This is a genomic window from Streptomyces sp. STR69 (genome assembly GCF_024519455.1).
Classification (GTDB): Bacteria; Actinomycetota; Actinomycetes; order Streptomycetales; family Streptomycetaceae; genus Streptomyces.
This window is the reverse complement of the sequence record NZ_JALJRY010000020.1, coordinates 43,113-67,583: the sequence shown is the minus strand read 5'-3', so window position 1 is coordinate 67,583 and position 24,471 is coordinate 43,113. Positions and strand designations below refer to the sequence as shown.

General features: G+C 69.9%; 27 protein-coding genes, 1 pseudogene and 1 riboswitch. Of the genes and pseudogenes, 10 read left to right on the top strand and 18 right to left on the bottom strand.

Annotated elements, in window-relative coordinates:
* Positions 1-9: 9 nt before the first annotated feature.
* The 3 genes from OC490_RS32510 to OC490_RS32500 are packed head-to-tail and all read right to left on the bottom strand — an operon-like array spanning position 10 to position 2,860.
* Positions 10-1,017, bottom strand: coding sequence for an ABC transporter substrate-binding protein (locus OC490_RS32510; protein ID WP_262061603.1), 1,008 nt, complete (start codon positions 1,015-1,017; stop codon positions 10-12).
* A gap of 14 nt (positions 1,018-1,031) precedes the next feature.
* On the bottom strand, positions 1,032-1,799 hold the full coding sequence (locus OC490_RS32505) for an ABC transporter ATP-binding protein (protein ID WP_262061602.1): 768 nt from the start codon (positions 1,797-1,799) through the stop codon (positions 1,032-1,034).
* Complete coding sequence (locus tag OC490_RS32500) at positions 1,799-2,860, bottom strand: FecCD family ABC transporter permease (RefSeq protein ID WP_262061601.1); 1,062 nt, start codon at positions 2,858-2,860, stop codon at positions 1,799-1,801. Before OC490_RS32500 ends, OC490_RS32505 begins: the two co-directional genes overlap by 1 nt.
* 128 nt (positions 2,861-2,988) lie before the next feature.
* Positions 2,989-3,069, bottom strand: a riboswitch (cobalamin riboswitch).
* Between the two features lie 44 nt (positions 3,070-3,113).
* Here OC490_RS32500 and OC490_RS32495 point away from each other — a divergent pair.
* Positions 3,114-3,569 (top strand): aminoglycoside phosphotransferase family protein, encoded by a 456-nt coding sequence (locus OC490_RS32495; protein WP_262061600.1) that lies wholly within the window; start codon positions 3,114-3,116, stop codon positions 3,567-3,569.
* Here the strand turns inward: OC490_RS32495 and OC490_RS32490 are convergent.
* Positions 3,547-4,038 (bottom strand): FBP domain-containing protein, encoded by a 492-nt coding sequence (locus tag OC490_RS32490; protein WP_262061599.1) that lies wholly within the window; start codon positions 4,036-4,038, stop codon positions 3,547-3,549. The two genes, OC490_RS32495 and OC490_RS32490, sit on opposite strands and share 23 nt — an antisense overlap.
* An 84-nt stretch (positions 4,039-4,122) precedes the next feature.
* Here OC490_RS32490 and OC490_RS32485 point away from each other — a divergent pair, with 84 nt between their 5' ends.
* The gene (locus tag OC490_RS32485) at positions 4,123-4,716 is read left to right on the top strand and encodes a TetR/AcrR family transcriptional regulator (RefSeq protein WP_262061598.1); all 594 of its coding nucleotides are present in this window, start codon (positions 4,123-4,125) and stop codon (positions 4,714-4,716) included.
* A 100-nt stretch (positions 4,717-4,816) separates the two neighbouring features.
* A complete protein-coding gene (locus OC490_RS32480) occupies positions 4,817-5,359 on the top strand; it encodes a hypothetical protein (protein ID WP_262061597.1) in 543 nt (180 codons plus the stop codon).
* A gap of 13 nt (positions 5,360-5,372) precedes the next feature.
* Here OC490_RS32480 and OC490_RS32475 read toward each other — a convergent pair whose 3' ends face one another.
* From OC490_RS32475 to OC490_RS32465, 3 genes are all read right to left on the bottom strand, one after another.
* Positions 5,373-6,242 (bottom strand): helix-turn-helix transcriptional regulator, encoded by an 870-nt coding sequence (locus OC490_RS32475; protein ID WP_262061596.1) that lies wholly within the window; start codon positions 6,240-6,242, stop codon positions 5,373-5,375.
* A gap of 64 nt (positions 6,243-6,306) precedes the next feature.
* Complete coding sequence (locus OC490_RS32470; protein WP_262061595.1) at positions 6,307-7,257, bottom strand: alpha/beta hydrolase; 951 nt, start codon at positions 7,255-7,257, stop codon at positions 6,307-6,309.
* Positions 7,258-7,322: 65 nt separating this feature from the next.
* Complete coding sequence (locus OC490_RS32465) at positions 7,323-7,790, bottom strand: cupin domain-containing protein (RefSeq protein WP_262061594.1); 468 nt, start codon at positions 7,788-7,790, stop codon at positions 7,323-7,325.
* Positions 7,791-7,987: 197 nt separating this feature from the next.
* Between OC490_RS32465 and OC490_RS32460 the strand changes: the two genes are divergently transcribed.
* The gene (locus OC490_RS32460) at positions 7,988-8,650 is read left to right on the top strand and encodes a TMEM175 family protein (protein ID WP_262061593.1); all 663 of its coding nucleotides are present in this window, start codon (positions 7,988-7,990) and stop codon (positions 8,648-8,650) included.
* On the opposite strand, the gene OC490_RS32455 is transcribed toward OC490_RS32460, so the two are convergent.
* Genes OC490_RS32455 through OC490_RS32445 form a run of 3 tightly spaced genes read right to left on the bottom strand, consistent with a single transcriptional unit; the run spans position 8,563 to position 10,669 of the window.
* A complete protein-coding gene (locus tag OC490_RS32455; protein WP_262061592.1) occupies positions 8,563-8,880 on the bottom strand; it encodes a hypothetical protein in 318 nt (105 codons plus the stop codon). The genes OC490_RS32460 and OC490_RS32455 overlap by 88 nt on opposite strands.
* Positions 8,868-10,175: an MFS transporter gene (locus OC490_RS32450; RefSeq protein WP_262061591.1), complete on the bottom strand. Its 1,308-nt coding sequence runs from the start codon at positions 10,173-10,175 to the stop codon at positions 8,868-8,870. The genes OC490_RS32455 and OC490_RS32450 overlap by 13 nt, the downstream gene beginning before the upstream one ends.
* Positions 10,172-10,669, bottom strand: coding sequence for a GNAT family N-acetyltransferase (locus tag OC490_RS32445; protein ID WP_262061590.1), 498 nt, complete (start codon positions 10,667-10,669; stop codon positions 10,172-10,174). Before OC490_RS32445 ends, OC490_RS32450 begins: the two co-directional genes overlap by 4 nt.
* A 26-nt stretch (positions 10,670-10,695) precedes the next feature.
* Between OC490_RS32445 and OC490_RS32440 the strand changes: the two genes are divergently transcribed.
* Both OC490_RS32440 and OC490_RS32435 read left to right on the top strand, forming a co-directional pair.
* Positions 10,696-11,286: a CGNR zinc finger domain-containing protein gene (locus OC490_RS32440; RefSeq protein WP_262061589.1), complete on the top strand. Its 591-nt coding sequence runs from the start codon at positions 10,696-10,698 to the stop codon at positions 11,284-11,286.
* An 82-nt stretch (positions 11,287-11,368) separates the two neighbouring features.
* Complete coding sequence (locus tag OC490_RS32435) at positions 11,369-12,769, top strand: glutamate decarboxylase (protein ID WP_262061588.1); 1,401 nt, start codon at positions 11,369-11,371, stop codon at positions 12,767-12,769.
* A gap of 16 nt (positions 12,770-12,785) precedes the next feature.
* Here OC490_RS32435 and OC490_RS32430 read toward each other — a convergent pair.
* Positions 12,786-13,070 (bottom strand): annotated as a pseudogene (locus OC490_RS32430) (low specificity L-threonine aldolase); the annotation flags it as partial.
* A 129-nt stretch (positions 13,071-13,199) separates the two neighbouring features.
* Here OC490_RS32430 and OC490_RS32425 point away from each other — a divergent pair.
* The gene (locus tag OC490_RS32425; RefSeq protein ID WP_262061587.1) at positions 13,200-13,976 is read left to right on the top strand and encodes an SDR family oxidoreductase; all 777 of its coding nucleotides are present in this window, start codon (positions 13,200-13,202) and stop codon (positions 13,974-13,976) included.
* 6 nt (positions 13,977-13,982) lie between these two features.
* Here the strand turns inward: OC490_RS32425 and OC490_RS32420 are convergent, their stop codons facing one another.
* The gene (locus OC490_RS32420; RefSeq protein WP_262061586.1) at positions 13,983-14,846 is read right to left on the bottom strand and encodes a winged helix-turn-helix transcriptional regulator; all 864 of its coding nucleotides are present in this window, start codon (positions 14,844-14,846) and stop codon (positions 13,983-13,985) included.
* Between the two features lie 100 nt (positions 14,847-14,946).
* Here OC490_RS32420 and eno point away from each other — a divergent pair, with 100 nt between their 5' ends.
* Positions 14,947-16,230 carry a phosphopyruvate hydratase gene (gene eno / locus OC490_RS32415; RefSeq protein WP_262061585.1) on the top strand — a complete coding sequence of 428 codons (1,284 nt, stop codon included), beginning with the start codon at positions 14,947-14,949 and terminating at the stop codon, positions 16,228-16,230.
* Between the two features lie 23 nt (positions 16,231-16,253).
* Here eno and OC490_RS32410 read toward each other — a convergent pair whose 3' ends face one another.
* Both OC490_RS32410 and OC490_RS32405 read right to left on the bottom strand, forming a co-directional pair.
* Positions 16,254-16,550 (bottom strand): putative quinol monooxygenase, encoded by a 297-nt coding sequence (locus OC490_RS32410; RefSeq protein WP_262061584.1) that lies wholly within the window; start codon positions 16,548-16,550, stop codon positions 16,254-16,256.
* Between the two features lie 137 nt (positions 16,551-16,687).
* Positions 16,688-16,873 (bottom strand): hypothetical protein, encoded by a 186-nt coding sequence (locus OC490_RS32405; RefSeq protein WP_262061583.1) that lies wholly within the window; start codon positions 16,871-16,873, stop codon positions 16,688-16,690.
* Between the two features lie 171 nt (positions 16,874-17,044).
* Here OC490_RS32405 and OC490_RS32400 point away from each other — a divergent pair, with 171 nt between their 5' ends.
* The gene (locus tag OC490_RS32400) at positions 17,045-17,629 is read left to right on the top strand and encodes a GlxA family transcriptional regulator (protein ID WP_262061582.1); all 585 of its coding nucleotides are present in this window, start codon (positions 17,045-17,047) and stop codon (positions 17,627-17,629) included.
* Between the two features lie 18 nt (positions 17,630-17,647).
* Here the strand turns inward: OC490_RS32400 and OC490_RS32395 are convergent, their stop codons facing one another.
* The 3 genes from OC490_RS32395 to OC490_RS32385 are packed head-to-tail and all read right to left on the bottom strand — an operon-like array spanning position 17,648 to position 21,315.
* Complete coding sequence (locus OC490_RS32395; RefSeq protein ID WP_262061581.1) at positions 17,648-18,580, bottom strand: NADP-dependent oxidoreductase; 933 nt, start codon at positions 18,578-18,580, stop codon at positions 17,648-17,650.
* Positions 18,577-19,041: a MarR family winged helix-turn-helix transcriptional regulator gene (locus OC490_RS32390; protein ID WP_262061580.1), complete on the bottom strand. Its 465-nt coding sequence runs from the start codon at positions 19,039-19,041 to the stop codon at positions 18,577-18,579. The genes OC490_RS32395 and OC490_RS32390 overlap by 4 nt, the downstream gene beginning before the upstream one ends.
* 48 nt (positions 19,042-19,089) lie before the next feature.
* The gene (locus OC490_RS32385; RefSeq protein WP_262061579.1) at positions 19,090-21,315 is read right to left on the bottom strand and encodes an MMPL family transporter; all 2,226 of its coding nucleotides are present in this window, start codon (positions 21,313-21,315) and stop codon (positions 19,090-19,092) included.
* A 184-nt stretch (positions 21,316-21,499) separates the two neighbouring features.
* On the opposite strand from OC490_RS32385, the gene OC490_RS32380 reads away from it, so the two are divergent.
* A complete protein-coding gene (locus OC490_RS32380) occupies positions 21,500-22,225 on the top strand; it encodes a TetR/AcrR family transcriptional regulator (protein ID WP_262061578.1) in 726 nt (241 codons plus the stop codon).
* A gap of 370 nt (positions 22,226-22,595) precedes the next feature.
* On the opposite strand, the gene OC490_RS32370 is transcribed toward OC490_RS32380, so the two are convergent.
* On the bottom strand, positions 22,596-24,377 hold the full coding sequence (locus tag OC490_RS32370; RefSeq protein ID WP_262061577.1) for an FAD-binding dehydrogenase: 1,782 nt from the start codon (positions 24,375-24,377) through the stop codon (positions 22,596-22,598).
* Positions 24,378-24,471: the final 94 nt, after the last annotated feature.

Genomic DNA, 24,471 nt, shown 5'->3' with positions numbered 1-24,471 from the left:
CGGGACGCCTCACTGGGCGGCCTGCTGCCCTGCGGCCACCGTACGGAGATACGCACCGAGGCGGGCGATGGCCGACGGGTTGCGGGGGCTCTCGACGAGGTCGACGTAGTCGAGGACGAAGATCCGCCGGTGCTTGACGGCGGAGACGTTGCGGAGCGGGGCGTAGGAGAGCAGGAACTTCTTCTTCTGTTCCGCGCTCACGTCGCCGTAGTCGCAGATCACGATGACATCGGGGTCGCGCCGCACGACGGTTTCCCAACCGACCGTGGTCCAGGAGTCGTTGACGTCGTGCATGACGTTGACCCCGCCGGCCTCGCTGATGATCTGGTCGGGTGCGGCGTAGCGGCCCGAGGTGAACGGGGCGTCCTGGCCGCTGTCGTAGAGGAAGACCGTGGGGCTCTTCGCGGGGGCCTTGCTGTGGACGGCGGCTGTGTGCTTCTTGAAGTCGGCGATCAGGGTGGCCGCGCGCTTCTCGACGCCGAACAGCTTCCCGAGGTTGGTGAGGTCGGCGTAGAGGGCGTCCAGGGGCGGCATGATGCCGCGTGAGGTGTCGGTGCGGCCGTTGCGGCAGGACTCGGTGAGGACGTACGAGGGGATGCCGAGCTTCTTCAGGGCGTCGGGGGTGAAGCCGCTGTCGTCCCGGAAGCCGTAGTTCCAGCCGGCGAAGACGAGGTCGGCGCGGGCGTCGAGGACGTTCTCCTTGGTGAGTTGGTCCTTGGACAACCACTTGACCTTCTGGTAGCCGTCCTTCCAGGGCACGTCGGTCAGATCGCCCTTGTCGTCGGGCATGGCGAACCCGGCCATGCGGTTCTCCAGCCCGAGGGCGAACATCAGCTCGGTGATGCCGACGTCGTTGGTGACCACTCGCTTCGGGACGGTCTTGTACGTCACCTTCTGACCGCAGTTGGTGAGGGTGACCGCCGCGGTGGGCCGGGTGTCCGCGGTCGACTCGATACTCGCGCCGCAGCCGGTGGCGGTCGCGGCGAGGCAGAGAGCGGCGGCAAGTAGCTTGCGCATGGCGGGTGTTGTCCTTATGTGGTGGGCGGGAGCAGGTCGAACAGGAGCTGGACGGCGCCGGTCTCCGGGTGTCGTACCGGGTGCGCGCGGACTCCGAACACCTCGGCCAGCAGGGCGGGTCGGAGTACGTCGTGCGGTGCGCCGGACGCGACGATCCGGCCGTCCGCGATCACGTACAGCAGGTCGCAGTGCGCGGCGGCGAGGTTGAGGTCGTGCAGGGCGGCGAGCACGGTCAGGCCGCTGCGGCGGACCAGTGACAGCACGTCCAACTGGTGGGCGATGTCGAGGTGGTTGGTGGGTTCGTCGAGAACGAGGACGCGTGGGCGCTGGGCCAGTGCGCGGGCGATCAGGACGCGTTGCTTCTCGCCGCCGGACAGGGCGAGGTACCCGCGGTCGGCGAGGTGCGCGACACCGGTGCGTTCCATGGCGCCGGCGCAGATCTCCCGGTCCGACGCGGCGGTCCGGTCCCGGTGCGGCAGCCGTCCCATGGCGACCACTTCGGCGACGGTGAAGCCGAATTCGGCCGACGACTCCTGCGGCAGCGCGGCCAACACCCGGGCGACGGCGCGTGGTTCCATGGCGTGCACGTCGTCCCCGTCGAGCCGGACCGCCCCGTCGGCCGGCCGCAGCGCGCGGTACACGCACCTCAACAGGGTTGATTTTCCACTGCCGTTGGGGCCGACGAGCCCGACGAACGCCCCGGAGCCCACGGCGAGCCGGATGTCGTCGACCAGCCGCACCGCGCCCGCGTCGACCGACAGCCCCTCGATGTCGAGCCGCATCAACGCCCCCCGAACGCATGGCCGCCGCGCCGCATCAGCAGCAGAAAGGCGGGCACTCCCACGACGGCGGTGATGACACCGACCGGGAGTTCGGCCGGGGCCAGCAGCAACCGGGACAGCACGTCCGCCCACACCAGCAGCACCGCGCCGGCCAGGGGCGCGACCGCGAGGACCCTGCGGTGATCGGCGCCGACGAGCATCCGTACGAGGTGCGGGACCATGAGTCCGACGAAGCCGATGGCGCCGCTGACCGCCACCACCGTTCCGGTCACGGCCGCTGTGACGAGGAACAACTCCCGGCGCAGTCTTGCCGGTTGGACGCCGAGCGCGGCGGAGGTCTCGTCCCCCATCGCGAGGGCGTTGAGCGGTTCCGCCCGCCGTCGCAGCCACGCCCAGCCGGCCGCCACGGTGACGGCGGCCAGCGGCACCTGTGCCCAGGTCGCGCCGCCCAGGCTGCCCAGCAGCCACATCATCGCCGAGCGGGCGGCCTCGCCACGGGCCGCGCCGAACACCATCACGGTGGTGACGGCTTCGAAGCCGTAGGCCAGCGCGGTTCCGGTCAGGATCAGCCGCAGCGGGGTGAGGCCGTGCGGTGAGCGGGCCACCGCGTACACCAGGACCATGGCCGCGAGCGCCGAGGCGAACGCGGACGCGGACAGCGCCCAGACGCCGAGGCCGGCGAACGCGCCCAGCAGGATGACGGCGTTGGCGCCGACCGCCGCGCCGGAGGAGATGCCGAGGACGAACGGATCGGCGAGCGCGTTGCGGACCATGGCCTGTACTGCCACGCCGACGGCCGAGAGCCCGGCGCCGACGACGGCCGCGAGGACGACCCTCGGCAGCCGGATCTCCCAGACGATGGTGTAGTCGGCCGCGTCGGCGGCGTGCACGGTCCCGCCGGTGACTCCGGCCCACAGGAAGCGGAACACGTCCGCCGGTCCGATGCCGGCCGCTCCCAGTGCGACACCGCACACGAGGGAGACGCAGAGCAGGAGCAGCAGCCCGAGTATCAGCAGCGGCAGGGGTGTTCGGGCCGGGCCGGAGCTCGGAGGTCGGCACACGATCGGCGGTCCTTCACCTAGGGCCGCCTGGTGAGCCTCGATCGAGGAGGCAGCCCGTACGACCGTGCCGGCCGCTCGGATCCCCTCTCGCAGTCCACGGCGAGCAGTCAACGGGTCGCACCACCCACGGGCGATCGGGCTCACGCGACGACCAGGGGTCGCCACGCACACCGTTGCGGGTCAGCGCCGGATTCTCACCGGACTTCCCCCGCGGGAGGCTAGGGGAGCCTAACAAACGGGGACGAGCGGGTCGGTGGCGGTCGGACCCGGGCCCCGACCTCGCCTTCGCCACGATGAACGGAGCGGCCGTGGATGCCGGTGGAGGACGCCCTACGCCTTCATCGACTTCGACACCGCCGCGCCCGGCGATCCCCTCGAAGACGTCGGATACGCGGCCTGGACCTGGTGCGTCTCCTCCCGCCCCACCGCTCCGCCCGCCGCCGCACAGGCAGCCCAGGTGCGGATCCTCGCGGACGCCTACGGTCTCGAAGGCTCCGCCCGTGGCGAATTGGTCGACGCGATGCTCGATCGGCAGTCGCGCAACGCGAGTTGGTGGCGACAGCGCCTGGACGAGTTCGAACTCGGCACCGATGAAGCCGAGTTGATCGTCTCCCGGGTCGAGTGGTCCGAGCGGGAGCGCGCGCACACCTCCGCCCATCGCTCCACGTTCGAGAGGGCGCTGCTGGTCACGCGCCCACTCTCGCGATGAACGTGGCGAGGTTCGTCACGGTCCGTCGGATCTTCTCCTCCAGGGTGAGGGACTCGTGGAGGCGTGCGCCGATGCCCGTGTCCTTCTTGCCGCGTACGTACAGGGAGCAGGCGAGGTCGCTGCACATGTAGAGGCCGACGGAGTTGCCCTGCTGTCCGGCCTTCCCAGACCTGGGCGCGACCATCAGGGAGACGCCTCCGGTGTGGGTGGTCAGGCACACCGAGCACATGCTGCGGCGCTGCTGCCAGGAGGCGGCGCCGGAGGTGCGCAGTTGGACGCCGACCGGACGGCCGTCCAGTTCGGTCACGACGTAGGCCCGGTCGGGGGCCTGGGGATCTCGCCAGCCCAGGAAGTCCAGGTCGTCCCAGGATCGTTCGGCCAGGTCACGGGGGACGGCCAGGCGCTTGGCCTCGCCCTTGGTGCAGTTCACGAACGCGGCGCGGATCTCTTGCTCGGTCAGCGGCTTCATAACCGACACGCTAATTTGCCTAATCAAGTTAGGCAAATGCATAATCTTCGAAGCCAGGGATGAGGATCGACACGGAGGACGACCATGGCAGGGACCGGACGAGTGGGACTGACCACGGAGCGCCTGGTCCGGGCGGGCGCGGACCTGGCCGACGAGATCGGCTTCGAGCAGGCGACCCCCGCGGAGCTCGCCCGGCGTTTCGGCGTCAGGACCGCGAGCCTGTACTCGCACGTGAGGAACGCCCACGACCTCAAGACCAGGATCGCCCTGCTCGCCCTGGAGGAACTGGCCGACCAGGTCTCCGCCGCGGTGGCCGGACGGGCCGGCAAGGACGCCCTGACCGCCTTCGCGAACGCCTACCGCGACTACGCCCTCAAGCACCCGGGACGCTTCACCGCGGCCCGGTTCCGGCTCGACCCGGAGACGGCCGCCGCCAGTGCGGGCGTCCGGCACGCACAGATGACACGGGCGATCCTGCGCGGCTACGACCTGGCCGAACCGCACCAGACACACGCGGTGCGACTGCTGGGCAGCGTCTTCACCGGCTTCGTCGGCCTGGAGTCCGCCGGCGGCTTCGACCACAGCGCCCCGGACGCGCGGGAGAGCTGGACCGAGATCCTCAACGCGCTGGACGCCCTGCTGCGCACCTGGCCCGGAGCGCCCGCAGCACGACCGTAGAAGATGGCAAACCGCCGTCCGGCGCTGCCTCGGCCCAATACTCTACGGATACGCACGGACACGACGCGCTGCTCGCCGCGGCCGACCGAGGAGGAATCCCGTGTCATCGCCCCTCGACCCCCAGCACGCTCCCGTCGGCGATGTGGGCGCGGCGCTCATGATCGTCGACTCCCGGCTCAAGACCGTCCACGACGGCAGGACCGGGGCCGATCCCGAACAGCAGGCGTTGATGGAGCAGTTCATCGCGTCGCTGGGCCCGGAGGGAGTCGATGACGTCCTGGCCGGCACGTGCACCCTCATCTACATCTTCATGACGTGGCTGAGGAAGGCTCACGAGAGTCAGGGCAAGGACGTCATCGAGTACGTGGTGCCCACCCTCGTGGGCACGCTGCGCATGATGCCCAGGAGCGTTCCTCCCGGGGCCGTCCCCACCATGGCCGGCCTCGTCGTCGCCGCGGGCATCGGGCTGAGCCCCAATCTGTGGCGGGAGCAGTACGGGGACTGGACCAAGGAGGAGATGACTCCGCTGGAGGCCACCGCCTTCCTGCTCGCGGAACACATCAACCGCATCACGGACGACCCCGACTCGGCTACCCGTCTGATCACCGACGCGCTGTCGCGCGCGGACGAGGACGAGGACTGATCTACCGCGACCTTCACGGGACCCGGGCCGGCTGGGAGCGGGCCGCGCGCAGATCGGCCAGCTTCTCGGCGTCGTTCGTCCCGGCCGCCGCCGTGTACGTGACGATCCTGAGGTCGGTTCCGGCGGCCATCACGACATCGAGATCGAGGTCGATGTCCCCAACTCGGGGGTGTTCTATGGTCTTTCGGTCTCCGACGTGGGTGCGGGCCGTGCCGTTGGACCACAGGCGGGCGAAGCGCGGGCTGTCGCGCAGCATGCGGTCGACGAGGGCGACGAGCCGCGCGTCGTGGGGGTGCGCGGCGGCCGTGACCCGCAGGTCGGCGACGAGATCCTCCTCCTCGACCTCGTCGCCCGCCCAGGACCGCACGGGCCAGCCCGCGATCGGCTCCCGTCCGTGTCCGCTCCCCGGCCGGAACATCCCGGCGACGAGGTTGTGCTCGTCCCAGCCGTAGGTGCGGGGATCGCCGATCGCGGCGGACCACATGTCGTTCCAGCCGACGAGCGTCCAGTCGGCGGCGAACACCGCGGTGGGGCTGTCGGCCAGCTGCCCCACGAGCCGGTGCACCCTCGCGGGCACGTGTCTGGACACGTCCGCGGTCGCGGGTGGCGCGAGGTGGGCGCAGCGGAACAGGTGGTCGCGTTCGGACGGTTCGAGGCGCAGCGCCCTGGCCAGCGCGGTGACCACCTGGGCCGAGGGGTTGCGGGCGCGGCCCTGCTCCAGCCGGACCACGTAGTCGACCGACAGTCCCGCCAGCCCGGCCAGTTCCTCCCGGCGCAGTCCGGGGATGCGCCGCTCCCCGCTCGGCTCCAGCCCGCTGTCCCGTGGTGACACGCGCTCTCGCCACCCCCGCAGAGCGATGCCGAAGTGGTTCGTCGTAGCCATGCACAACATCGTCGTCGAGACGCTGTACGGCACATGGAACTTCCGTATCCGCACTACGGATTCTTTACCCGGCGGCCGGCACCGACTCCTCCTCGGGCGCTTCGGCGTCGGCGCCTTCGGTGACGTCCGTCCAGTGGGCCCGCGTGAACGCGGCGGCGGCGTCGAGCGCTTCGGCGCCCTCGTCGAGCATCACCGCGAACCCCTGGAAGACGTGCGGTACTTGGGACCAGACCTGCAGATCGACCCGTACGTCGCACTCGGCGGCGCGCGCGGCCAGTCGTACGGCGTCGTCCAGCAGGATCTCGTGGGAGCCGACCTGGATGAGCAGCGGCGGCAGGCCGGTCAGGTCCGCGAAGACGGGGCTGGCGTGCGGTGTGGTGGGGTCGGTGTCACGGAGATAGTCGCGGGCCCGCCTGCGCAGGCCCTCCGGGGTCAGCGAGGGATCGACGGCCGCCTTGCTCACCGCGCTCGCGCCGGACACGCTCAGGTCGGCCCACGGGGAGAACACCGCGGCCGACGCGGGCTGGGGCAGCCCCGCGTCCTTGGCGGCGACCAGCGTCGCGGCGACGAGACCGCCGCCCGCGGACTCACCCACGAACGCAATCGCGGAGCTGGGCAGTCCGTCGTCGAGGAGGGCCCGGTAGACGGCCAGGGCGTCGTCGACCGCCGCGGGGAACGGGTGCTCGGGGGCCAGCCGGTAGTCGACGCACACGGCTCGCGCGTCGGTGCGCCGGACGACCTCGGCGGCCAGCCCCACGGCGTCGGCCGCCGAGCCGATGGCGTAGGCGCCGCCGTGCAGATACACGACCACGGTCGCCGGGTCGCTCGCCGGGGTCTCGACGGTGACGACCGGGACGCCGCCCAGTTCGCCCACCGTGGTCGAGACGTCGGGGGGCAAGGGGATGGATGCCATCATCTCGCCGAAGACGACACGCTGTTCGGCGACATCGCCACCGATGTCGAGCGGACCGTGCCGCAGCATTTCGTCGAGGGCCTGGCGCTGTTGCCGGGACATGGCTGTGCCTTTCGTGTGGTTCCGGTGAAGCTGTGATCCGGTGAAAGCCGTGAGGGGGCTCCGGCTCAGCGCGGCGGGCCGACGATGATCTGGCCGTACCTGTCGGCGGCCTCCGCCATGAGGTCCCTGGAGATCTCGAAGCCCTCGGGGCGCGGGGTCGTCAGGTCTCGTCCCGCGTGCCGGAACATGCCCTCGATGCCGCCGGGTGTGCAGATCATGAGGAGATCCGCCGTGTCGGAGGTGATCCGGTAGCCGTGCGGGACGTTGCGCGGGAGGAAGACGATGCCGCCCTCCGACAACTCCATCTCCTGGTCGTCGCACCAGAGCAGCGCACTGCCCTTGATCAGCATGAAGACCTCGTCCTCACGCGTGTGCATGTGGTAGGGCGGCGCCTCGCCCTTGGCTACGGAGAACCGTCCCACGGTCAACTGCCCGCCGGTGGCCGCCGCGTCCAGCAGTACGGCGAACTCACCGCCGTCGAGCCATTCCAGTCTCTGCTGCTGCTCGGGCTGTGCGAGGTAGGCCAGGGTCATGACGGTGTCCGTTCTGCGTCCGTGCCGCGTCCTGTGCCGCGCGGTCACGGTGATGACTCGGTCGGTCCGATGATCCTCTTGGCTCCGCCCGGGCCGCCAGGCATGCGGGTAGGACCAGCAGTACCACTCCCCCGGGTCCGGCCCGGGGTATCGCGCGCGTCCGGGAAGGTCATCGCCGTGTGGCATCCTCTGCTGCCATGAACGTCTCGACTGATCAAGAACTGCCGTCCGAGGACGAGGACATGGAGATCCGGGCGGTCTCCGCCGAGCGACTCACGTTCTTCGGTGACGCGGTGGTCGCCATCGCGCTCACGCTGCTGGCCCTGGAGCTGCCGGTACCGGAGGGCTCGACCAACTCCGAGCTGTGGCACTCGGCTTCGGACCACCGGGAGAGCTATCTGGCGTTCATGATCAGCTTCGTGGTGATCGCCGCGCACTGGCGCTCCCACCACCGGGTGTTCCGCTATGTCACGGCGTCGAACGGCAAGTTGACGGCCTTCACCATGTACTGGCTGCTCATGCTGGTGATCACCCCGTTCGCGACCGACGTGATCGGCGGGCACGGGGCCTTCCAGGCCCGGTTCGTCTTCTACGCCGTCGTGCAGTTGGCGGCCTGTCTCCTGTTCATACTGATGGTCAACGAAGTCCGCCGTGACGAGCTCTACCGCACCGGCACCCCGCCCGAGCTGTTCTCCCGGACGATCCGAGGCATCGGCATGGTGGCGGTGGGCTTCCTGGTGTCGATCCCGGTCTCGTTCCTCACCCACTGGGCCTACCTCTGCTGGATCGTGGTGCCGGTCGCCGACACGATCGCCGCCCGACGCCGGAGCCGCGCGGGACAACGCCCCTTGGCCGACTGATCGGCGACAACCTGTCGAGCCTGCTGGTGTCGTAGTGCCAGGCGGACGGCGGGTGGTGCGACGAGTCCGGCGATGCCGAGGCCGAGACCCACCTGCTCCGCCGGCAGCCGTACCGCCTGCGTGAAGTAGAGGACTCCGGCCGTCAGGTGGAGGCCGCTGCCCATCGTGTAGATGAGGTTCGAGGCGACGAGCACCCGCTGCGGTCGACTGTCGGGAATCAGCTTGGGCATGAAGTCGCTCCGGTTTCCGGGCAGTTGTGGTCGTGGCCCGCTCTGAGGCGATGCGGCCGGCGGCCACGTTCCGCGCGGGCCGAGATCGTCAGGGCCGCGAGGACCATCGCGATCAGGAGGCCCCAGGCCGCCGCGAAGCCGCCGGTGAGGTCCGTCAGGAGGCCGAGTACGGGCGGTACGGCGACGATGGCGATCTGGTTGACGGACATCGCCAGGCCCAGGGCGAACCCCGTCCGGCCCGGGGGCGCCGACTCGGTCACATGGGCGACCCACGGGCCGTACCAGCCGAACCCGAAGAACCCGAGCCAGACAAGTGCGCAGCAGGCCACCGCAGTTGAACGCCCCGGCGGGGTCAGCAGTACGGCCATCCCCACGACGACGGCGACCATGCAGAGGCGGACGGTGGCGTAGCGCCCGGCTGTGCCGCGGTCGCTCCGGGCGGCAAGGACGATACGCCCGGCGACGCCCGCGATCTGAACCACGACCAGGACCAGGGCCGCCGGGCCCGCTCCGACGGACGCCACGTCGTGGAGGTAGAGCACGGTCAGGATGCCGACGCCGCTTTGCACCGAGATCAGGCTCGCCCCGGAGAGCATGATCCTCACCATGGACGGTTCCCGGAGCAGACGTAGGCGGGTAGCGCGTGACACAGGTGGGGATGTGGTGTTCAACTCCTTTACCTGGAGGGCTACTTGGCCGGGTGGCCGGCGGTAGAGGCCCATGAAGGCGGCGGCTCCCAGCAGTGCGACCAGTCCGCCGGCCAGGAGCGCCGTCCGCCAGCCGTAGACGTCGGCGAGTACGGGGAGTACGGCCGAGGCGAGCGCAGCGCCCAGTGGCAGGCCCGCCTGACGGACGCCCATCGCGAACCCTCGTCGGGACGCGTCGAACCAGGACGCCACCGACTTGCTCCCGCCGGGCTGCACCGTGCTGTATCCCGCGCCGACGACCAGCAACACACAGAGCAGCGAGGCGTATCCGGGCGCCAGGCTTCCCACGCCGAGCGCCAGGCCGACAACGCAGGCACCCGCTCCCACGACCCAGCGCTCGTCGTAGCGGTCCAGCAACTCCCCGGCGATCGTGAGCCCTACCAGCGGGGCGAGTTGGGCCGCCGAGATCAGCAGGCCCAACTGCGCTGCGCTCAGGCCGAGTTCATGACGCAGGACGATGCCCATCGCTCCGATGCCCTGCACGAAGAAGCCTGACGCGGCCTGAGTGAAGGTGGCGACCGCGAGGACAGTCCATCGATAGCGCGTGACGTCGTCCCGGTAGCGAGTGGCGTCGTCCCCGCCGATCACGGGCGCCAGTACAGGGAGGGATCGGGGTGTTCGGTGAAACCGAGGTCGCGGTACAGCGGTTCGCCTTCGGCGGAGGCGTGCAGGTCGACCCGGGCGACTCCGCTGTCCTGGAACCAGTCGAGCAGGCCGCGCATGATCGAGCGGCTGTGCCCGCGCCGCCGGTGGGCCGGGTCGGTGACCACTCCGAGCACGTGCCCGATCCGGCCGTTGCGCAGATGTGGTCCTGGCAGTCGCTGCTCGACGGTGCCGATGCCGCAGGCCGCGAGGGCGCCGTCGTCACCGTCCACGACGAGGATGCGCACGGTGTCCGCCGTCAACTGTTCCTTGAGCACGACGGCCAGGGCGTCCAGCCAATCGCCGTCCACCGGCGCGGGGTTGAAGAAGTCGCCGCCCAAGTCCTCGAAGAGCAGCACCCGTAGCCGTACGAGCTCCACGAGGTCGTACTCCACGGCCTGCCGTACCCGGGACGGGTGTGTGTTGTCGTGTTGTCGCATGGCGATCAGACTGCTGTAATGGTCTTATGCACCTCAACCCTTACGGCGAGGATGCCGTGAACCTGGCCGCGGATCTGGTCAACCGGCCCCCCGCCGACGCCGAGGAACTCACGGACCGCTGTCGCGCTGCCGGTCTGGTGCTGGAGCGGCCGACGACCGCCGAGGACCTCGTCCGCGCCCGGTACGCGCTGGAGTCGTGGGAGAAGGTCGTCGACGCCACCGACGAGCACGAGCGCGCGGCGCTGGTCAACCGGATGCTGGAGGAGGCCGCCGCCTATCCGCGGATGACCGACCACGCAGGCAGCGGCTGGCACCTGCACTATCGCGACGACCGGAAGCCGCTCGGCGATGTGCTGTTCTCCCTCATCTCGGTGGGTACGGCACTGCATCTGGCGGGACGCGGAATGCACCGCCTCCGGCGCTGCGCCGTGACCGAGTGCGGCACGGTCTTCGCCGACACCTCCCGCACGGGGCGGCAGCGCTACTGCTCCCAACTCTGCGCCAACCGCGACGCGGTACGCCGGCACCGGGCCCGAGGTCATGAAAAGGAGGCATCCAGTATGTACAAGGGAAAATCCAGTTCATCAGTGCGCAAATCGATCACTGGATCGGTGTAATCGGCACATACGTCCCACCGCCAAGGGATCTAGCGTCGGAGTGCACGGGGCCCGCACGGACCAGAAAGGCATCCCCACACTCATGCCCATCCCGCATACCGCCGTCATGCCCGAAGCCGAGTTCGACACCCGGACCGTCTCCCGCCGCGCCGGACAGCCGGCCGCCGCCGACCTCCTGCTGCCGGTCGACGAACTGCCCGAGACGTCGTCCTCGCCCGACCTGATCTGCCGCCGCGTACGCGACGAGCTGATGCTCGACGGCAACGCACGCCTCAATCTCGCCACCTTCGTGACGACGTGGATGGAGCCGCAGGCAAGGGAGTTGATGGCGGAGACCGCCGAGAAGAACCTCGCCGACCGTGCCGAGTACCCGCAGATCACCGCCATGGAGGAGCGCTGCGTACGGATGCTCGCGCGGCTCTGGCACGCACCGCATCCGGAGCAGGTCCGGGGCTGCTCGACGACCGGTTCCAGCGAGGCGGCCATGCTCGGCGGACTGGCGCTCAAGCGCCGCTGGCAGGAACGCCGGCGCGCCCAGGGCAAGGACACCGCGCGGCCGAACCTGGTGATGGGCGCGAACGTGCAGGTGTGCTGGAAGAAGTTCGCCAACTACTTCGAGGTGGAGCCGCGTTACGTCCCGATGGAGCCGGGCCGCTACCACCTCACCGCCGACGCGCTCACCGCGTACTGCGACGACAACACCATCGGCGTCGTGGCCATCCTCGGCTCCACGTTCGACGGCTCCTACGAGCCCGTCGCGGACATCTGCATGGCCCTGGACGGATACCAGGCCGCCACCGGCACCGACATCCCCGTGCATGTCGACGGCGCGTCCGGCGCCATGGTCGCCCCGTTCCTCGACCCGGACCTCATGTGGGACTTCCAGCTCGAACGGGTCGCCTCCATCAACACCTCGGGACACAAGTACGGGCACGTCTTCCCGGGCCTGGGCTGGGCGTTGTGGCGCGACGCCGAAGCCCTGCCGGACGACCTGGTGTTCGAGGTCGACTACCTCGGCGGCAGCTCCCCCAGCTTCACGCTCAACTTCTCCCGCCCGGGGGCGCATGTCGTCGCGCAGTACTACAGCTTCCTCCGCTACGGCTTCGAGGGGCTGCGGGACCTGGCGGCCCAGAGCCGGACCACCGCCCGCGCCCTTGCCGCGCGGATCCGCGCCGTCGCCCCCTACGAGTTGATCACGGACGGCTCCGAACTCCCGGCATTCGCCTTCCGGTTGACCCCCGGCACACAGGGCTTCACGGTGTTCGACGTCTCCCACGGCATGCGTGCCCGCGGCTGGCATCTGCCCGCCTACAGCTTCCCCGCCCCGTGCCAGGACGTCTCGGTCCTGCGGCTGGTGGTGCGCACCGGGTTCACCACCGAACTCGCCGGCATGTTCATCGCCGACCTGACCGAGGTCACCCGGAACCTGCACACCGCCCTGCCGACCCTCGCACCGCCGCTCAAGCCACTCGTCACCGCCTGAGGCGGCGGACCGCGTCGAGGAGTCCTTCGGTCACGTGCTGGGGTAGACGGCAGAAGAGGATGTTGGCCTGCGGGGTGGCCAACAGGCCCGCACCGGCGATGGACTTGAGGCCGTCGCCGAGACGGGTGGCCATCTCGTTGGCCCGGCGGGCGTTGCGCAGCCACAGACCGTCGGTGAGGTACGCGTCGAGCTGGGCCGTCTGGAACCGCATCTTGGAGGTGAGTTGGCCCGCCCGCTTGGCGCGGAAGGCGAGCTCGGCGGCGAGTGCGGGGTCGAAGGAGACGACGGCGTCGGCGGTCATCCGAACCCGAGGGAGACAGTGAACGCATCGTTCGTTTTACTCAACGCCGACGGGCACACACCCCGCCCCCGCGAGCCTCCAGGAAAAGGCAGTTGCCGATGCCGCATCCGTCATGAACGATCTCGGACCATGACGACGAGCACCGATCACCCGTCCATCCGCCCGCTCGCGCTCGTCACCGGAGTGGGGCGCACCGTCGGTATCGGCGCGGGCATCGCACGTCGGCTGGCGGCCTCGGGCTGGGACATCGCCTTCACCTACTGGACTCCCTACGACGAGCGCATGTCCTGGGGTGTCGAGTCCGGCGCGGCGTCGGCCATCACCGACACGCTCAAGGAACTCGGCGCCGCGACCATGGCCGTCGAGGCGGACCTGTCCGACCCGGACGCCCCGGCCCGTGTCTTCGACGAGATCGGAGGCGGGGCGGGCGGCGTCACCGCCTTGGTGATGTGCCACTGCGAGTCGGTCGACTCCGGCCTCCTCGACACCACCGTCGAGAGTTTCGACCGACACTTCGCGGTCAACGCGCGCGCCACCTGGCTGCTGATCCGCGAGTACGGCCGACGGTTCGCCGCCACTCCGGGCACCGGCCGGATCATCGCCCTCACCAGCGACCACACTGTGCACAACCTCCCCTACGGCGCGAGCAAGGGCGCCCTGGACCGCATCACGCTGGCCGCCGCGCACGAGTTCGCCCACCTCGGGATCACCGCCAACGTCATCAACCCGGGCCCGGTGGACACCGGTTGGATGACGGAGGAGGGGCGAGCGGAGGTCCTGCGGCAGACACCGCTCAACCGTCTCGGCACTCCACGGGACACCGCCCACCTCGTCGACTTCCTCTGTTCACCGGAAGGCCAGTGGATCAACGGCCAACTCCTGCTGAGCAACGGGGGTTTGGCGTAGCGGATGTCACCGGGCGCAGTCGGCGGCCAGACGCAGGCTCTCAGCGACCGCGCGCGGGATGTCGGTGACCGGGAACAGCGTGTGTCGTACGGTCCGTTCGGCGTCGAGGATCAGGATCAGCCGTTTGTGCCGCAGTCGGCCGGCCGCGCGGAACGTCGGCAGGCGTAGGGCAGCGGCGAGTTGTTGAGCCGCGTCGGAGAGCAACGGGTACGGGATCTCCTCGACGCGGGCGAACTCCGCCTGCTCGTACGGGAGTTGGGTACTGACTCCGCGCACGTCCACACCCGCCCGGCGGAAGTCGGGCCAGGCGTCACGGAAGAGGCGGTTCTCCAATGTGCAGCCCTCGGCACCGGGGATCGGTGGCTCGCCCCAGTCGATGCCGGTGCCCGGGTAGGTGAACAGCACGGTCGCTGCGGCCTCCGGTGACACGACCGGCAGGTCCGCGCCCTGGATGCCGGGGAGTTGGAGGTCATCGGGCAGGCGGGTGCCGGGCAGGGCGTGCACGCGAGTGTGTTCGGCGCTGTCCTCGGCCACGGTCGCGGTGAGGGTGCCGTCGCCGAGCATCCACCGGTCGCCCCAGTCCTGCATCGCCACGAGCAACGGCAGCAGGGCCAGACCGGCATCGGTGAGCACGTACTCGTAGCGCACCGGCCGCCGCCGATAGAGCCTGCGGAGCAGCACCCCGCTCGCGACGAGCCGGCCCAGGCGCTCGGTCAGGACGTTCCGGGACAGGCCGATCCCGGCGGCCAGCGCGTCGAAACGGACATGGCCGCGGGCGATCTCCCGCAGCACCAGAACGTTCCACCAGTCCCCCAGGACCACGGCGGCCTGGGCGATGCCGCAGGTCTCGTCGGCGTTGTGCATCCTCATGCGCCCATAGTAGGTTCTCTTTCAGGACTCACTTTGTTTCATGACGGAACTTACCGCCCGCCGACGTCCGGAACGCGGGCCCTGCGTGAGGAGTTGCACCGTGACCGCCATCAGCCGGGTCGTCGCACGCGAGATCATCGACAGCCGGGGCAACCCGACCGTCGAGGTGGACGTGGAACTCAAGGACGGGTCGCTCGGCCGCGCCGCCGTACCCTCGGGCGCCTCCACCGGAGCCAGGGAAGCCGTCGAACTGCGCGACGGCGACCCGACCCGCTTCCACGGCAAGGGAGTCCGCCGCGCCGTCGACGCCGTCAACGAGACCATCGCGGACGCCGTGACCGGACTCGACGCCGAGAACCAGGCGATCGTCGACCACACGATGATCGAACTCGACGGCACCGACACCAAGTCACGCCTCGGCGCCAACGCCCTGCTCGGCGTCTCCCTGGCCACCGCCAAGGCCGCCGCAGCCGCCCACCGGCTGCCCCTGTACCGCTACATCGGCGGCGTCGACGCCCGCCTGCTCCCGGTGCCGATGATGAACATCGTCAACGGCGGCGCCCACGCCGACAACCCGCTGGACTTCCAGGAGTTCATGATCGCCCCGATCGGCGCCGCCACCTTCGCCCAGGCCGTCCGCATGGGCTCCGAGGTCTTCCACACTCTGCGCCGCGACCTGATCGCCGCAGGCCACAGCGCCAACGTCGGCGACGAGGGCGGCTTCGCCCCCGACCTGCGCACCGCCGACGAGGCCCTCGACTTCGTCCTCCACGCCATCGAACGCACCGGCTACAAGCCCGGCACCGACATCACCCTCGTCATGGACCCGGCGACCTCGGAGTTCTTCCGCGACGGCGTCTACGACTACACGGGCGAGGGCGTCCGCCGTACCCCCGCCGAACACGCCGACTATCTGGCCGAGTTGGTCGACCGCTACCCCATCGCCTCCATCGAGGATCCGATGGCCGAGGACGACCACGACGGCTGGCGCGACCTGACCGCACGGCTCGGTGAGCGCTGCCAGCTCACCGGCGACGACGTCTTCTGCACCAACGAGACGCTGTTGAGCGCCGGTATCCGGGACGGGATCGCCAACTCGATCCTGGTGAAGGTGAATCAGATCGGCACCCTGACCGAAACCCTGGCCACCGTCGCCACCGCACACCGGGCCGGCTACACCGTCGTGATGTCCCACCGCTCCGGCGAGACCGAGGACACCACCATCGCCGACCTCGCCGTCGCCACCGGCTGCGGCCAGATCAAGACCGGCTCCCTGTCCCGCGCCGACCGCACCGCCAAGTACAACCAACTCATCCGTATCGAGGAGGACTTGGGCACCCAGGCACGCTACGCCGGGCGGGACGCACTGGGACTGCGCCGCTGAGGCGTCCGGCTCAGGAGACCTTCTCAGGAGACCATCGCTCCCAGCAGGTCGACCGGGACGATCACCGGCGGCGCGCTGAGCTTCGTCCGTGCGATCTCTCCCAGAGCGGCGGCGATTTGACCGACGAGGTGCGCCTGCCGTCCCTGCTCGTCCTCGAAGGTGTCGAACACCCCGAAGGTGGTGGCGTTCTCGCGGAACGCGAACCACGTCACCGTGCCCGGTTCCTGTTCGGCGAGTTCCTGGGCACCGCGGAGCAGGGCCTCCACCTCGTCGGCGTGCTCCGGCTCGGCCTCGATGCGTACCAGCAGACCGACCTTCATGTCACCACTCCTTGTGCATACGTCCAGGGCGCCGGATTTCCGGCGCACCTCGAACCTATGGCGGTGATCGGTGATCACATCAGCGGCGGAAACGACACGGTTGACAGCGTTCCCGCCATGAAGGTAGCGGTCGTCGTCTACGACGGGGTGTTCGACTCGGGGCTCTCGGCCGTCCTGGACGTGCTGAACAACGCCAACGCGCTGGGCGGACAGCTCCACGAGTCGTCGGCCACCTGGGACGTCACCCTCGTCGGCCCCGGCCCGAGGGTGCAGACCCGGGCGGGACTGCTCGTGGCGCCCGAGCCGCTTGAACTGGCGGACACGGCGGACCTCCTGGTCGTACCGGCGCTCCGGGAGAACGATCCCTCGGCGCTGCTCGACCATGCGGGCGGCGAAGTGTCCCGGCCCGTCCGGGACTTGGTCGTGCGCGCCCGCGCACGGGGACGACCGTCGCCTCGGCATGTGCGGGTACCTTCCTGCTGGCCGAGGCGGGGGTGCTGGACGGGCTGCGGGCCACGACGTCCTGGTGGCTGTCGCCCGTGTTCCGGGACAGGTATCCCAAGGTCGAGCTGGATCAGAGCCGGATGGTCATCGACTGCGAGGGTGTCATCACCGCCGGTGCGGCTTTCGGTCATGTCGATCTCGCGCTGGCGATCGTCCGGGCGGCCAGCCCCGCGCTCGCCGACCTGGTCGCCCGCTATCTCGTGGTCGACGAACGCTCCTCGCAGGCCGCGTACACGATTCCCAGTGCCCTGGCCCGGAGCGATCCCACGGTCGCGGCCTTCGAACTCTGGACCCGTGAGCATCTGACCGAGCCCATCGGCATCCCTGCGGCGGCCAGGGCCATCGGGGTCAGCGAGCGGACGCTGCAGCGTGCCGTGCGGCGGACCGTCGGGACGTCGCCGATCCGGTTCGTCCAGGACCTGAGGATCGAACGCGCCTCCCATCTGCTGCGCACCACCGACCTCTCCTTGGAGACCATCTCCAGGAGGGTCGGCTACGAGCACCCCAACACCCTGCGCGTGCTGCTGCGCGAACGCACCGGCAGGACCACGTCGACCCTACGCGACAGCAAGTGACCTCGGTTCAGGGGCAGTTCAGGGGATGAGGACGATCTTTCCGCGCGTGTGGCGCTGTTCGAGTTCGGCGTACGCGTCGCGGACGCGGTCGAGCGGATAGGTGGCGGCGACGGGGATCTCGATACGGCCGGCGGCGACATGGTCGGCCATTTCGGTGAGGACCTCGCGGGTGGAGGCGCCTTCGCTGCCCGCGCTCCTGGTGCCGAGTTCCTGCGCCTTCTGGAACGAGATGATCGTCTCGATCCGGTCCCGGGGAATGCCGAGATCGACGGCGAGTTGGACGTAGTCGGGTCCGAACAGGTCGATGAAGGCATCGATCCCGTCGGGTGCCGCCGCGGTGAGGGCGTCGGCGAGTCCGTCGCCGTACGGGACCGGCGTGGCGCCGTGGGCGGAGAGCCACTCGGCGTTGGCGGGTGAGGCGATGCCGAGGACGTTCGCGCCTCGTACGGCGAGGAGTTGGACCGTGACGGTGCCCACTCCGCCGGCGGCGGCCGAGACGGCGACGGTCTCGCCGGGCTTGGGGGCCACCGCGTCGACGGCGGCCCACGCGGTGCAGCCGACGACGTAGAGAGCGCCGGCCACCTCCCAGCTCAAAGCGTCCGGCTTGGGGATCAGTTGGGTCACCGGTACGACGACGTGGGTGGCGTGGCTGGAGCGCTGCCAGGAGAAGCCGAGGACCTCGTCGCCGAGGCCGAAGTCGGTGACGCCCTCGCCGAGCTCGGTGACGATTCCGGCGAGGTCGCTGCCCTGGCCGGACGGGAAGGTCGCGGGGAACAGCTCGCGCATCGCGCCCGAACGGATGGCCGCCTCACCGGGGTTGATGCCGGCCGCCCGCACCTCGACGAGGACTTCTCCTGCGGCGGGGCTGGGCATCGGCACCTCGGTGACGTGCAGGACGTCGCGGTCGCCGTAATCGTCGAAGCGGACTGCTCGTGCTTGTGCGGGGCTCATCTGGTCTCCTTCGTCAGGGGTGTTGGCCCGTCCGGGGCATGCGGGCCGGCGGCGCGGAGCACGGCGAGCGCGTTCGCGAGGTGGCCGAGTGCCGTGTCCGGGAGCGGACGAGCCAGCCAGGTCGCGAGCTCCCGGTCGAAGACGGGACCGGCTGCGTTCACCAAGTCCCGCCCGGCCGTCGTCAGTTCGACGATCGAGGAGCGGCGGTCGGTGCGGTGCGGCCGTCGTGCGCAGTGGCCCAGTTTCTCCAGCCGGTCGACGGCCTGGCTCGCGCCGCCGACCGTGATGGAGAGGGCGGCGGCGATGTCGTTGACCCGGCAGGAGCCCGCGCGTTCGACGACGAGCAGCACGTTCAGGCTGCCCAGGGTCACAGCGCAGTCCTTGCGGAGCCGGGCGTCGATCCCGTTCCACAGGTCCGTCTCGAAACGCACCAGGTCGTCGAACAGCTGCCGCAGGTCCACGGGCGGGCTCCTTCCGGCCGAAGTGCATTAGCTCTAATCAACTTAGCCCTAATGCACTTCGGATGCGCCCCTGACGATCGGATCGGGCGCGGCTGCCGGGGCGGTGCCGCCTTCGCTGAGGCCGAACCGTGCATGGAACCGGCGCAGGAAGCCGGGCGCGTACCAGGCCGAGCGGCCGAGCAGCCGCATCGCGGCGGGGACGAGGACACCGCGTACGGCGACGGCGTCGATGAGGATGGCCAGTCCGCTGCCCAGGCCGAACAGCTGCATGAAGCTGAGTTCGGCCGTCCCGAAGGCGAAGAAGCTCACCGCGAGCAGACAGGCCGCGGCGGTGACGATGCGTCCGGTGTGTCCGAGGCCGTTGGTCACGGCGGACTCGTTGTCGGCGCCCTGGTCGTGGAGTTCCTTGATCCGGCTGGTGACGAAGACCTCGTAGTCCATCGAGAGGCCGAAGGCGATGCAGAACATCAGCACGGTCATGGAGACGTCCATCGGCTGCGCCGTGAAGCCGAGCAGGGAGGAGAGATGGCCCTCCTGGAAGATCCAGGTCATGACGCCGAGGGTGGCGCCCAGGCTGATCATGTTGAGGAGCAGTGCGCGCAGCGGCTGCACGACGCTGCCGGTGAACAGGAAGAGCAGGAGGAAGGTGGTGAGGGCGACGAGGGCCACGGCGAGCGGGAGCCGGCTGCCGACGGAGTGCTTGGAGTCGACCAGGACGGCGTCGACTCCGCCCACCAGGGGCTGTGTTCCGGCGGGCACGGCGACCGCCCGTACCTCCCGGACCAGGCTCTGGGCCGCGTCGGACTTCGGTGTCAGGGTGCTCACCACGTTGATCTGCTGTGCGTCGGGGCGGCCGAGGGCGGGGTTGCCGGGGTCGGTCACGGTCGACTGTCCTGCGGCGTAGGTGCCGGCGCTGGTCTCGACTCGGACGACTCCATCGAGCCCCGACAGCTGGCCCGCGTACACCCCGAGCGCGCTCTTGTTCACGGGTGAGTCGATGACGACGTGGAGGGCCGCGTCGTCGCTGCCGTTGAACTTCTCCCTCAGTACGGCGGAGACCTGTCGGCTCGCGGCGTTCTCGGGCAGTACGCGTTCGTCCGGGGTGCCGAAGGTGATGCCCAGCAGCGGGCTCGCCGCGAGCAGCAGGACCGCGAGGACGGGCAGCGCGGTGAGCGCGGGCCGCCGCATGACGGTGCGGGCCAGCCGTCCCCACAGGGGTGCCCGGGCGCCGGAGCGGCCACGGTTCGCCCACGGCAGCCGTCCGCCGTTGACGCGGTGGCCGAGGACGACGAACAGGGCCGGCATGACGAACAGGGTGCTGACGGCCGCGATGACGACGACGCCGACCCCGGCGTAGCCGAAGGAGCGCAGGAAGTACTGCGGGAACACCAGCAAGGCCGCGAGCGCCGCCGCGACGGTCGCGGCGGAGAACGCGACGGTACGGCCCGCGGTGCTCACTGTCCGCCGTACGGCGTCGTCCACGCTCGCCCCGGTCGCGAGTTGTTCCCGGAACCGGCTGACCATCAGCAGCGCGTAGTCGATGCCGAGGCCGAGTCCCAGTGCCGTGGTCAGGTTGACCGCGAAGACGGAGACGTCGGTGACGCTGCCGAGGAGGAACAGCTCCGCGAACGTGCCCGCGATGGCGATGGTTCCGATCGCCAGCGGCAGCAGTGCGGCGACCGCGCTGCCGAAGACGAGCAGGAGCAGCACGAGGGTGAGGGGGACGGCGATGGACTCGGCGAGGACGAGGTCCTTGGCCGACTGGGTGCCCATCTCGCTGGTCACGGCGGCGCCGCCGCCCGCCCGGATCGTGAGGGTGCCCTTGTACGGTCCGGCGTAGGCGTCGATGACGCTCTTCGCGTTCTTGTCCCGCTCGGTGTCGTCGCCCTTCACATGGGCGAGCACCACGGCTTCGCGGCCGTCCTTGGAACGGAGGTCGGGGCTGGACGTGTCCCAGAACGAGATCACGTTCTCAAGGCGTTGTTCCTTCTTGAGGTCGGCCACCAGCGCCCGGCCGCTCTGTTGCGCCGCCGGCGCGTCGACGCGCCCTTCACCGGCATCGACCAGCAGGACCAGATTCGTCTCCCCGCCGAACTTCTGGTCGATGACCTTCGCGGCCCGGGACGACGCGGAGGACGGGTCGTCGTAGCCGCCTCCCAGCAACTTGCCGAACGCGCCGGCGCCCAGGACCCCCATGAGAGCCACGGCCACGACGGCGACCACGAGTACCAGCCGCGACCGGCGGATCACCAGCTCGGCCATACGTTCAAACACGCCCGTTCCCCTTTGCTGTCCATACGTCGGAAAAGGCGCGAAACAGCCGGATTTGACCAATGCGGCATTCTTCGTCGCCGCACACGACGCTAGTGAGGAGCAAGAAGATTTGGCAGTGTTAGATTTTCCTCACACTTTGCAACTTCACGTTCCCCGGCGCGAGTTGCGGTCGTACGGTGAACGCATGCCCGCCGACGAAGCCACGACCGCCCTACCCTCCCTGCGCGAGCGACGCCGGGCCGCGGCCACCCAGGAGATCGTGGACGCCGCCGAGCGCCACCTCACCGAACACGGCCCCGCGGCCCTGTCCCTGCGCGCGGTCGCCCGCAGCCTCGGCATGACCGTGCAGGCGCTCTACCACTACTTCCCGAACCGGGACGCCCTCATCACGGTCCTCGTCACCAAGGCGTACGACGACCTGGCCGACGCCGTGCAGACCGCCGTCGAGACCCCGGCGGACGACCCGGACCTGCCCCGCCTGGTGCGGGCGGCCGAGGGCTACCGGCGGTGGGGCATCGCCCACCCCGAGCACTTCCAACTCCTCTACGGCACACCGCTGCGCGACTACGCGGCACCGGCCGACGGTCCGACCACCCAGGCCACACGCCGGATGAGCATGATCTTCGAGCGCGAGCTCTTCGAGGAATTCACCCCGGAACAGCTCGCCGCGGCCGACACCCCCGCGCTCTCACCCGAACTCCGGGGGTATCTGGAGCAGTTGCCGCACTACGGCCAGGGACATCTGCCGTCGCCCGCGACCGCCCTCCTGATGAGCGCGTGGGGACACCTGCACGGGCTCGTCGCCCTGGAGGTGTTCGGACACACCACTTTCCTCGGCGGGCACCAGGCCGAGCTCTTCCGTATCGCGATGCGCAACCTGTTGGCGGACATCCACCGCCGGATCACGTGACACGGTCCGCTCGACGCGCTCATTGTCCGGCACGCCGACCCCGGCCTGGGGGTGAGCACGCAGGATCAGGTGCTCACCGCAGATGACTACCTCTCCGCGTACGTCCCGGAGTGGACGTGGCGGGGCCGTCCGCCGAATCACTTGCGGGGGCACGCGAGTTGCTGGAACGGATCACCAAGGCCGTGTTCCCCGCGTCCTTCTCCGACCGGGGCGCGCCGCTCGTCGACACCGGGCGGCGGGCGCCGACGGATACGGAGAAGCAACAACTCGGCGTGCTGGCAGCGGAGTTGCCGTTCGCCCTCGGCCGACGTGTCGGCAACTCGGCTGGGGAGCACCCGAGTTGCCGACAGTTGGCGAGCGGCCATACCACTCAGAGCGCTGCCGCCGCCGCGCGGCCCGCCTGGCGGCCGGAGAACAGGCAGCCGCCGAGGAAGGTGCCCTCCATCGAGCGGTAGCCATGCACTCCCCCGCCGCCGAAGCCGGACACCTCACCGGCCGCGTAGAGACCCGGAATTGGCGTACCGCCGGCGTCCAGGACACGGCCCGAGAGGTCGGTCTGCAGGCCGCCGAGGGTCTTGCGGGTGAGGATGTTGAGGCGGACGGCGATCAGCGGTCCGGCGGCCGGGTCCAGGATCTTGTGGATCGCGGCAGTGCGGCTGAGTGAATCGCCGGTGTAGGAAAGGGCGTTGCGGATGCCCATCACCTGGGCGTCCTTCGAGTACGGGTTGTCGATCTCCCGGTCCCGGGCCTCGATCTGCCGCTGGAGGTCGGCGAGTTGGATGAGGCCGTCGCCGGTGAGCTTGTTCATCCCGAGGACCAGTTCGGAGAGGGTGGTGGCGGTGATGAAGTCGACGCCGTTCTTCCTGAACTTCTCGATCGGCTCCGGCGTCTGCCAGATGCGCGAGAGCAGCATCAGGATGTCCTTGTTGGTGAGGTCCGGGTTCTGTTCGGACCCGGAGAGCGCGAACTCCTTCGCGATGATCTTGCTCGTGGTGACGAACCACGAGTAGTCGTAGCCACTGGCGGTGATCGAGCCCAGGGTGTGGAGGGTGTCGTAGCCCGGCAAGTCGGGGGCGGAGAACCGCTTGCCCTTGGCGTCGAACCACATCGAGGACGGGCCCGGGAGGATGCGGATACCGTGGTTGGGCCAGATCGGGTCGTAGTTCCTGAGGCCCTCGGTGTAGTGCCACATCCGGTCGGGGTTGACGATACGGCCGCCCGCCGCCGAGGTGATCCCCAGCATCCGGCCGTCCACGTAGGCGGGCACACCGGTGATCATGGTCTTGGGCGCGGGGCCGAGCCGGGCAGGCCAGTTCTGCCGTACGAGATCGTGGTTGGCGCCTATGCCGCCCGAAGTGACGATCACGACCGGGGCCTTGAGGTCGAAGTCGCCCACCACCGTGCGGGAGGTGGCCTTGCCGCGCTGGGCGGTGCTGGGTTCGAGGATGGAGCCGCGGACCCCGGTCACGGCGCCGCCGGTGCGGACGATCTCGTTGACCTGGTGGCGGAACTTGAAGACCACCTTGCCGCCGGCGACCCCGGCCCGCACCTGCTTCTCGAACGGCTCGACCACGGCGGGGCCGGTACCCCAGGTGACGTGGAAGCGGGGCACCGAGTTGCCGTGTCCGTCGGCGAGGCCGCCGCCGCGCTCGGCCCAGCCGACGATCGGGAACCAGCGGATGCCCAGGCCGTAGAGCCAGGACCGCTTCTCGTTGGCCGCGAAGTCCACATACGCTTCGGCCCACTTGTGGGCCCAGTAGTCCTGGCCGGTCGGGTCGTCGATGCCGCGGTCGAAGCCGGCCGTGCCCAACCAGTCCTGCCAGGCCAGCTCCTGGGAGTCCTTGATGCCCATGAGCCGCTGCTCGTCGGAGTTGATCAGGAACAGTCCGCCGAAGGACCAGAACGCCTGGCCGCCGAGGTTGGACTCGGGCTCCTGGTCCAGGAGCAGCACTTTCTTTCCGGCGGCGACCAGTTCGGCCGTCGCGACCAGTCCGGCCAGACCGTGGCCGACCACGATGGCGTCGGCGTCCGAGGTGCCGGCCGCGAACGCCGGTACCGCGTGCGCCGCGAGGGCAGCGCCGGCGGCGACGCCACCGGCCACCGTCAAGGCTCTTCGTCTGCTGATCGCCGTGGGGGACGTCGAGTTCTCCATTGGTGCCTTCCGAATGAGGTACGGGAGGTGCGGGAGGTGTGTCCGACACGTGGAGCGTGCCGCGACACCTCAGTTGTTACCGCCGGTAGCACCT

Excerpts from the sequence above, each read along its gene's own strand:
- OC490_RS32435 (WP_262061588.1), top strand. The coding sequence starts at position 11,369 with ATGCCCATCCCGCATACCGCCGTCATGCCCGAAGCCGAGTTCGACACC.
- OC490_RS32490 (WP_262061599.1), bottom strand. The coding sequence starts at position 4,038 with ATGAAGCCGCTGACCGAGCAAGAGATCCGCGCCGCGTTCGTGAACTGC.
- OC490_RS32475 (WP_262061596.1), bottom strand. The coding sequence starts at position 6,242 with ATGGCTACGACGAACCACTTCGGCATCGCTCTGCGGGGGTGGCGAGAG.
- OC490_RS32470 (WP_262061595.1), bottom strand. The coding sequence starts at position 7,257 with ATGTCCCGGCAACAGCGCCAGGCCCTCGACGAAATGCTGCGGCACGGT.
- OC490_RS32445 (WP_262061590.1), bottom strand. The coding sequence starts at position 10,669 with ATGCGACAACACGACAACACACACCCGTCCCGGGTACGGCAGGCCGTG.
- OC490_RS32485 (WP_262061598.1), top strand. The coding sequence starts at position 4,123 with ATGGCAGGGACCGGACGAGTGGGACTGACCACGGAGCGCCTGGTCCGG.
- OC490_RS32465 (WP_262061594.1), bottom strand. The coding sequence starts at position 7,790 with ATGACCCTGGCCTACCTCGCACAGCCCGAGCAGCAGCAGAGACTGGAA.
- OC490_RS32380 (WP_262061578.1), top strand. The coding sequence starts at position 21,500 with ATGCCCGCCGACGAAGCCACGACCGCCCTACCCTCCCTGCGCGAGCGA.
- OC490_RS32420 (WP_262061586.1), bottom strand. The coding sequence starts at position 14,846 with ATGAGGATGCACAACGCCGACGAGACCTGCGGCATCGCCCAGGCCGCC.
- OC490_RS32440 (WP_262061589.1), top strand. The coding sequence starts at position 10,696 with ATGCACCTCAACCCTTACGGCGAGGATGCCGTGAACCTGGCCGCGGAT.
- OC490_RS32510 (WP_262061603.1), bottom strand. The coding sequence starts at position 1,017 with ATGCGCAAGCTACTTGCCGCCGCTCTCTGCCTCGCCGCGACCGCCACC.
- OC490_RS32370 (WP_262061577.1), bottom strand. The coding sequence starts at position 24,377 with ATGGAGAACTCGACGTCCCCCACGGCGATCAGCAGACGAAGAGCCTTG.
- OC490_RS32455 (WP_262061592.1), bottom strand. The coding sequence starts at position 8,880 with ATGCCCAAGCTGATTCCCGACAGTCGACCGCAGCGGGTGCTCGTCGCC.
- OC490_RS32505 (WP_262061602.1), bottom strand. The coding sequence starts at position 1,799 with ATGCGGCTCGACATCGAGGGGCTGTCGGTCGACGCGGGCGCGGTGCGG.
- OC490_RS32410 (WP_262061584.1), bottom strand. The coding sequence starts at position 16,550 with ATGAAGGTCGGTCTGCTGGTACGCATCGAGGCCGAGCCGGAGCACGCC.
- OC490_RS32395 (WP_262061581.1), bottom strand. The coding sequence starts at position 18,580 with ATGAGCCCCGCACAAGCACGAGCAGTCCGCTTCGACGATTACGGCGAC.
- OC490_RS32425 (WP_262061587.1), top strand. The coding sequence starts at position 13,200 with ATGACGACGAGCACCGATCACCCGTCCATCCGCCCGCTCGCGCTCGTC.
- OC490_RS32460 (WP_262061593.1), top strand. The coding sequence starts at position 7,988 with ATGAACGTCTCGACTGATCAAGAACTGCCGTCCGAGGACGAGGACATG.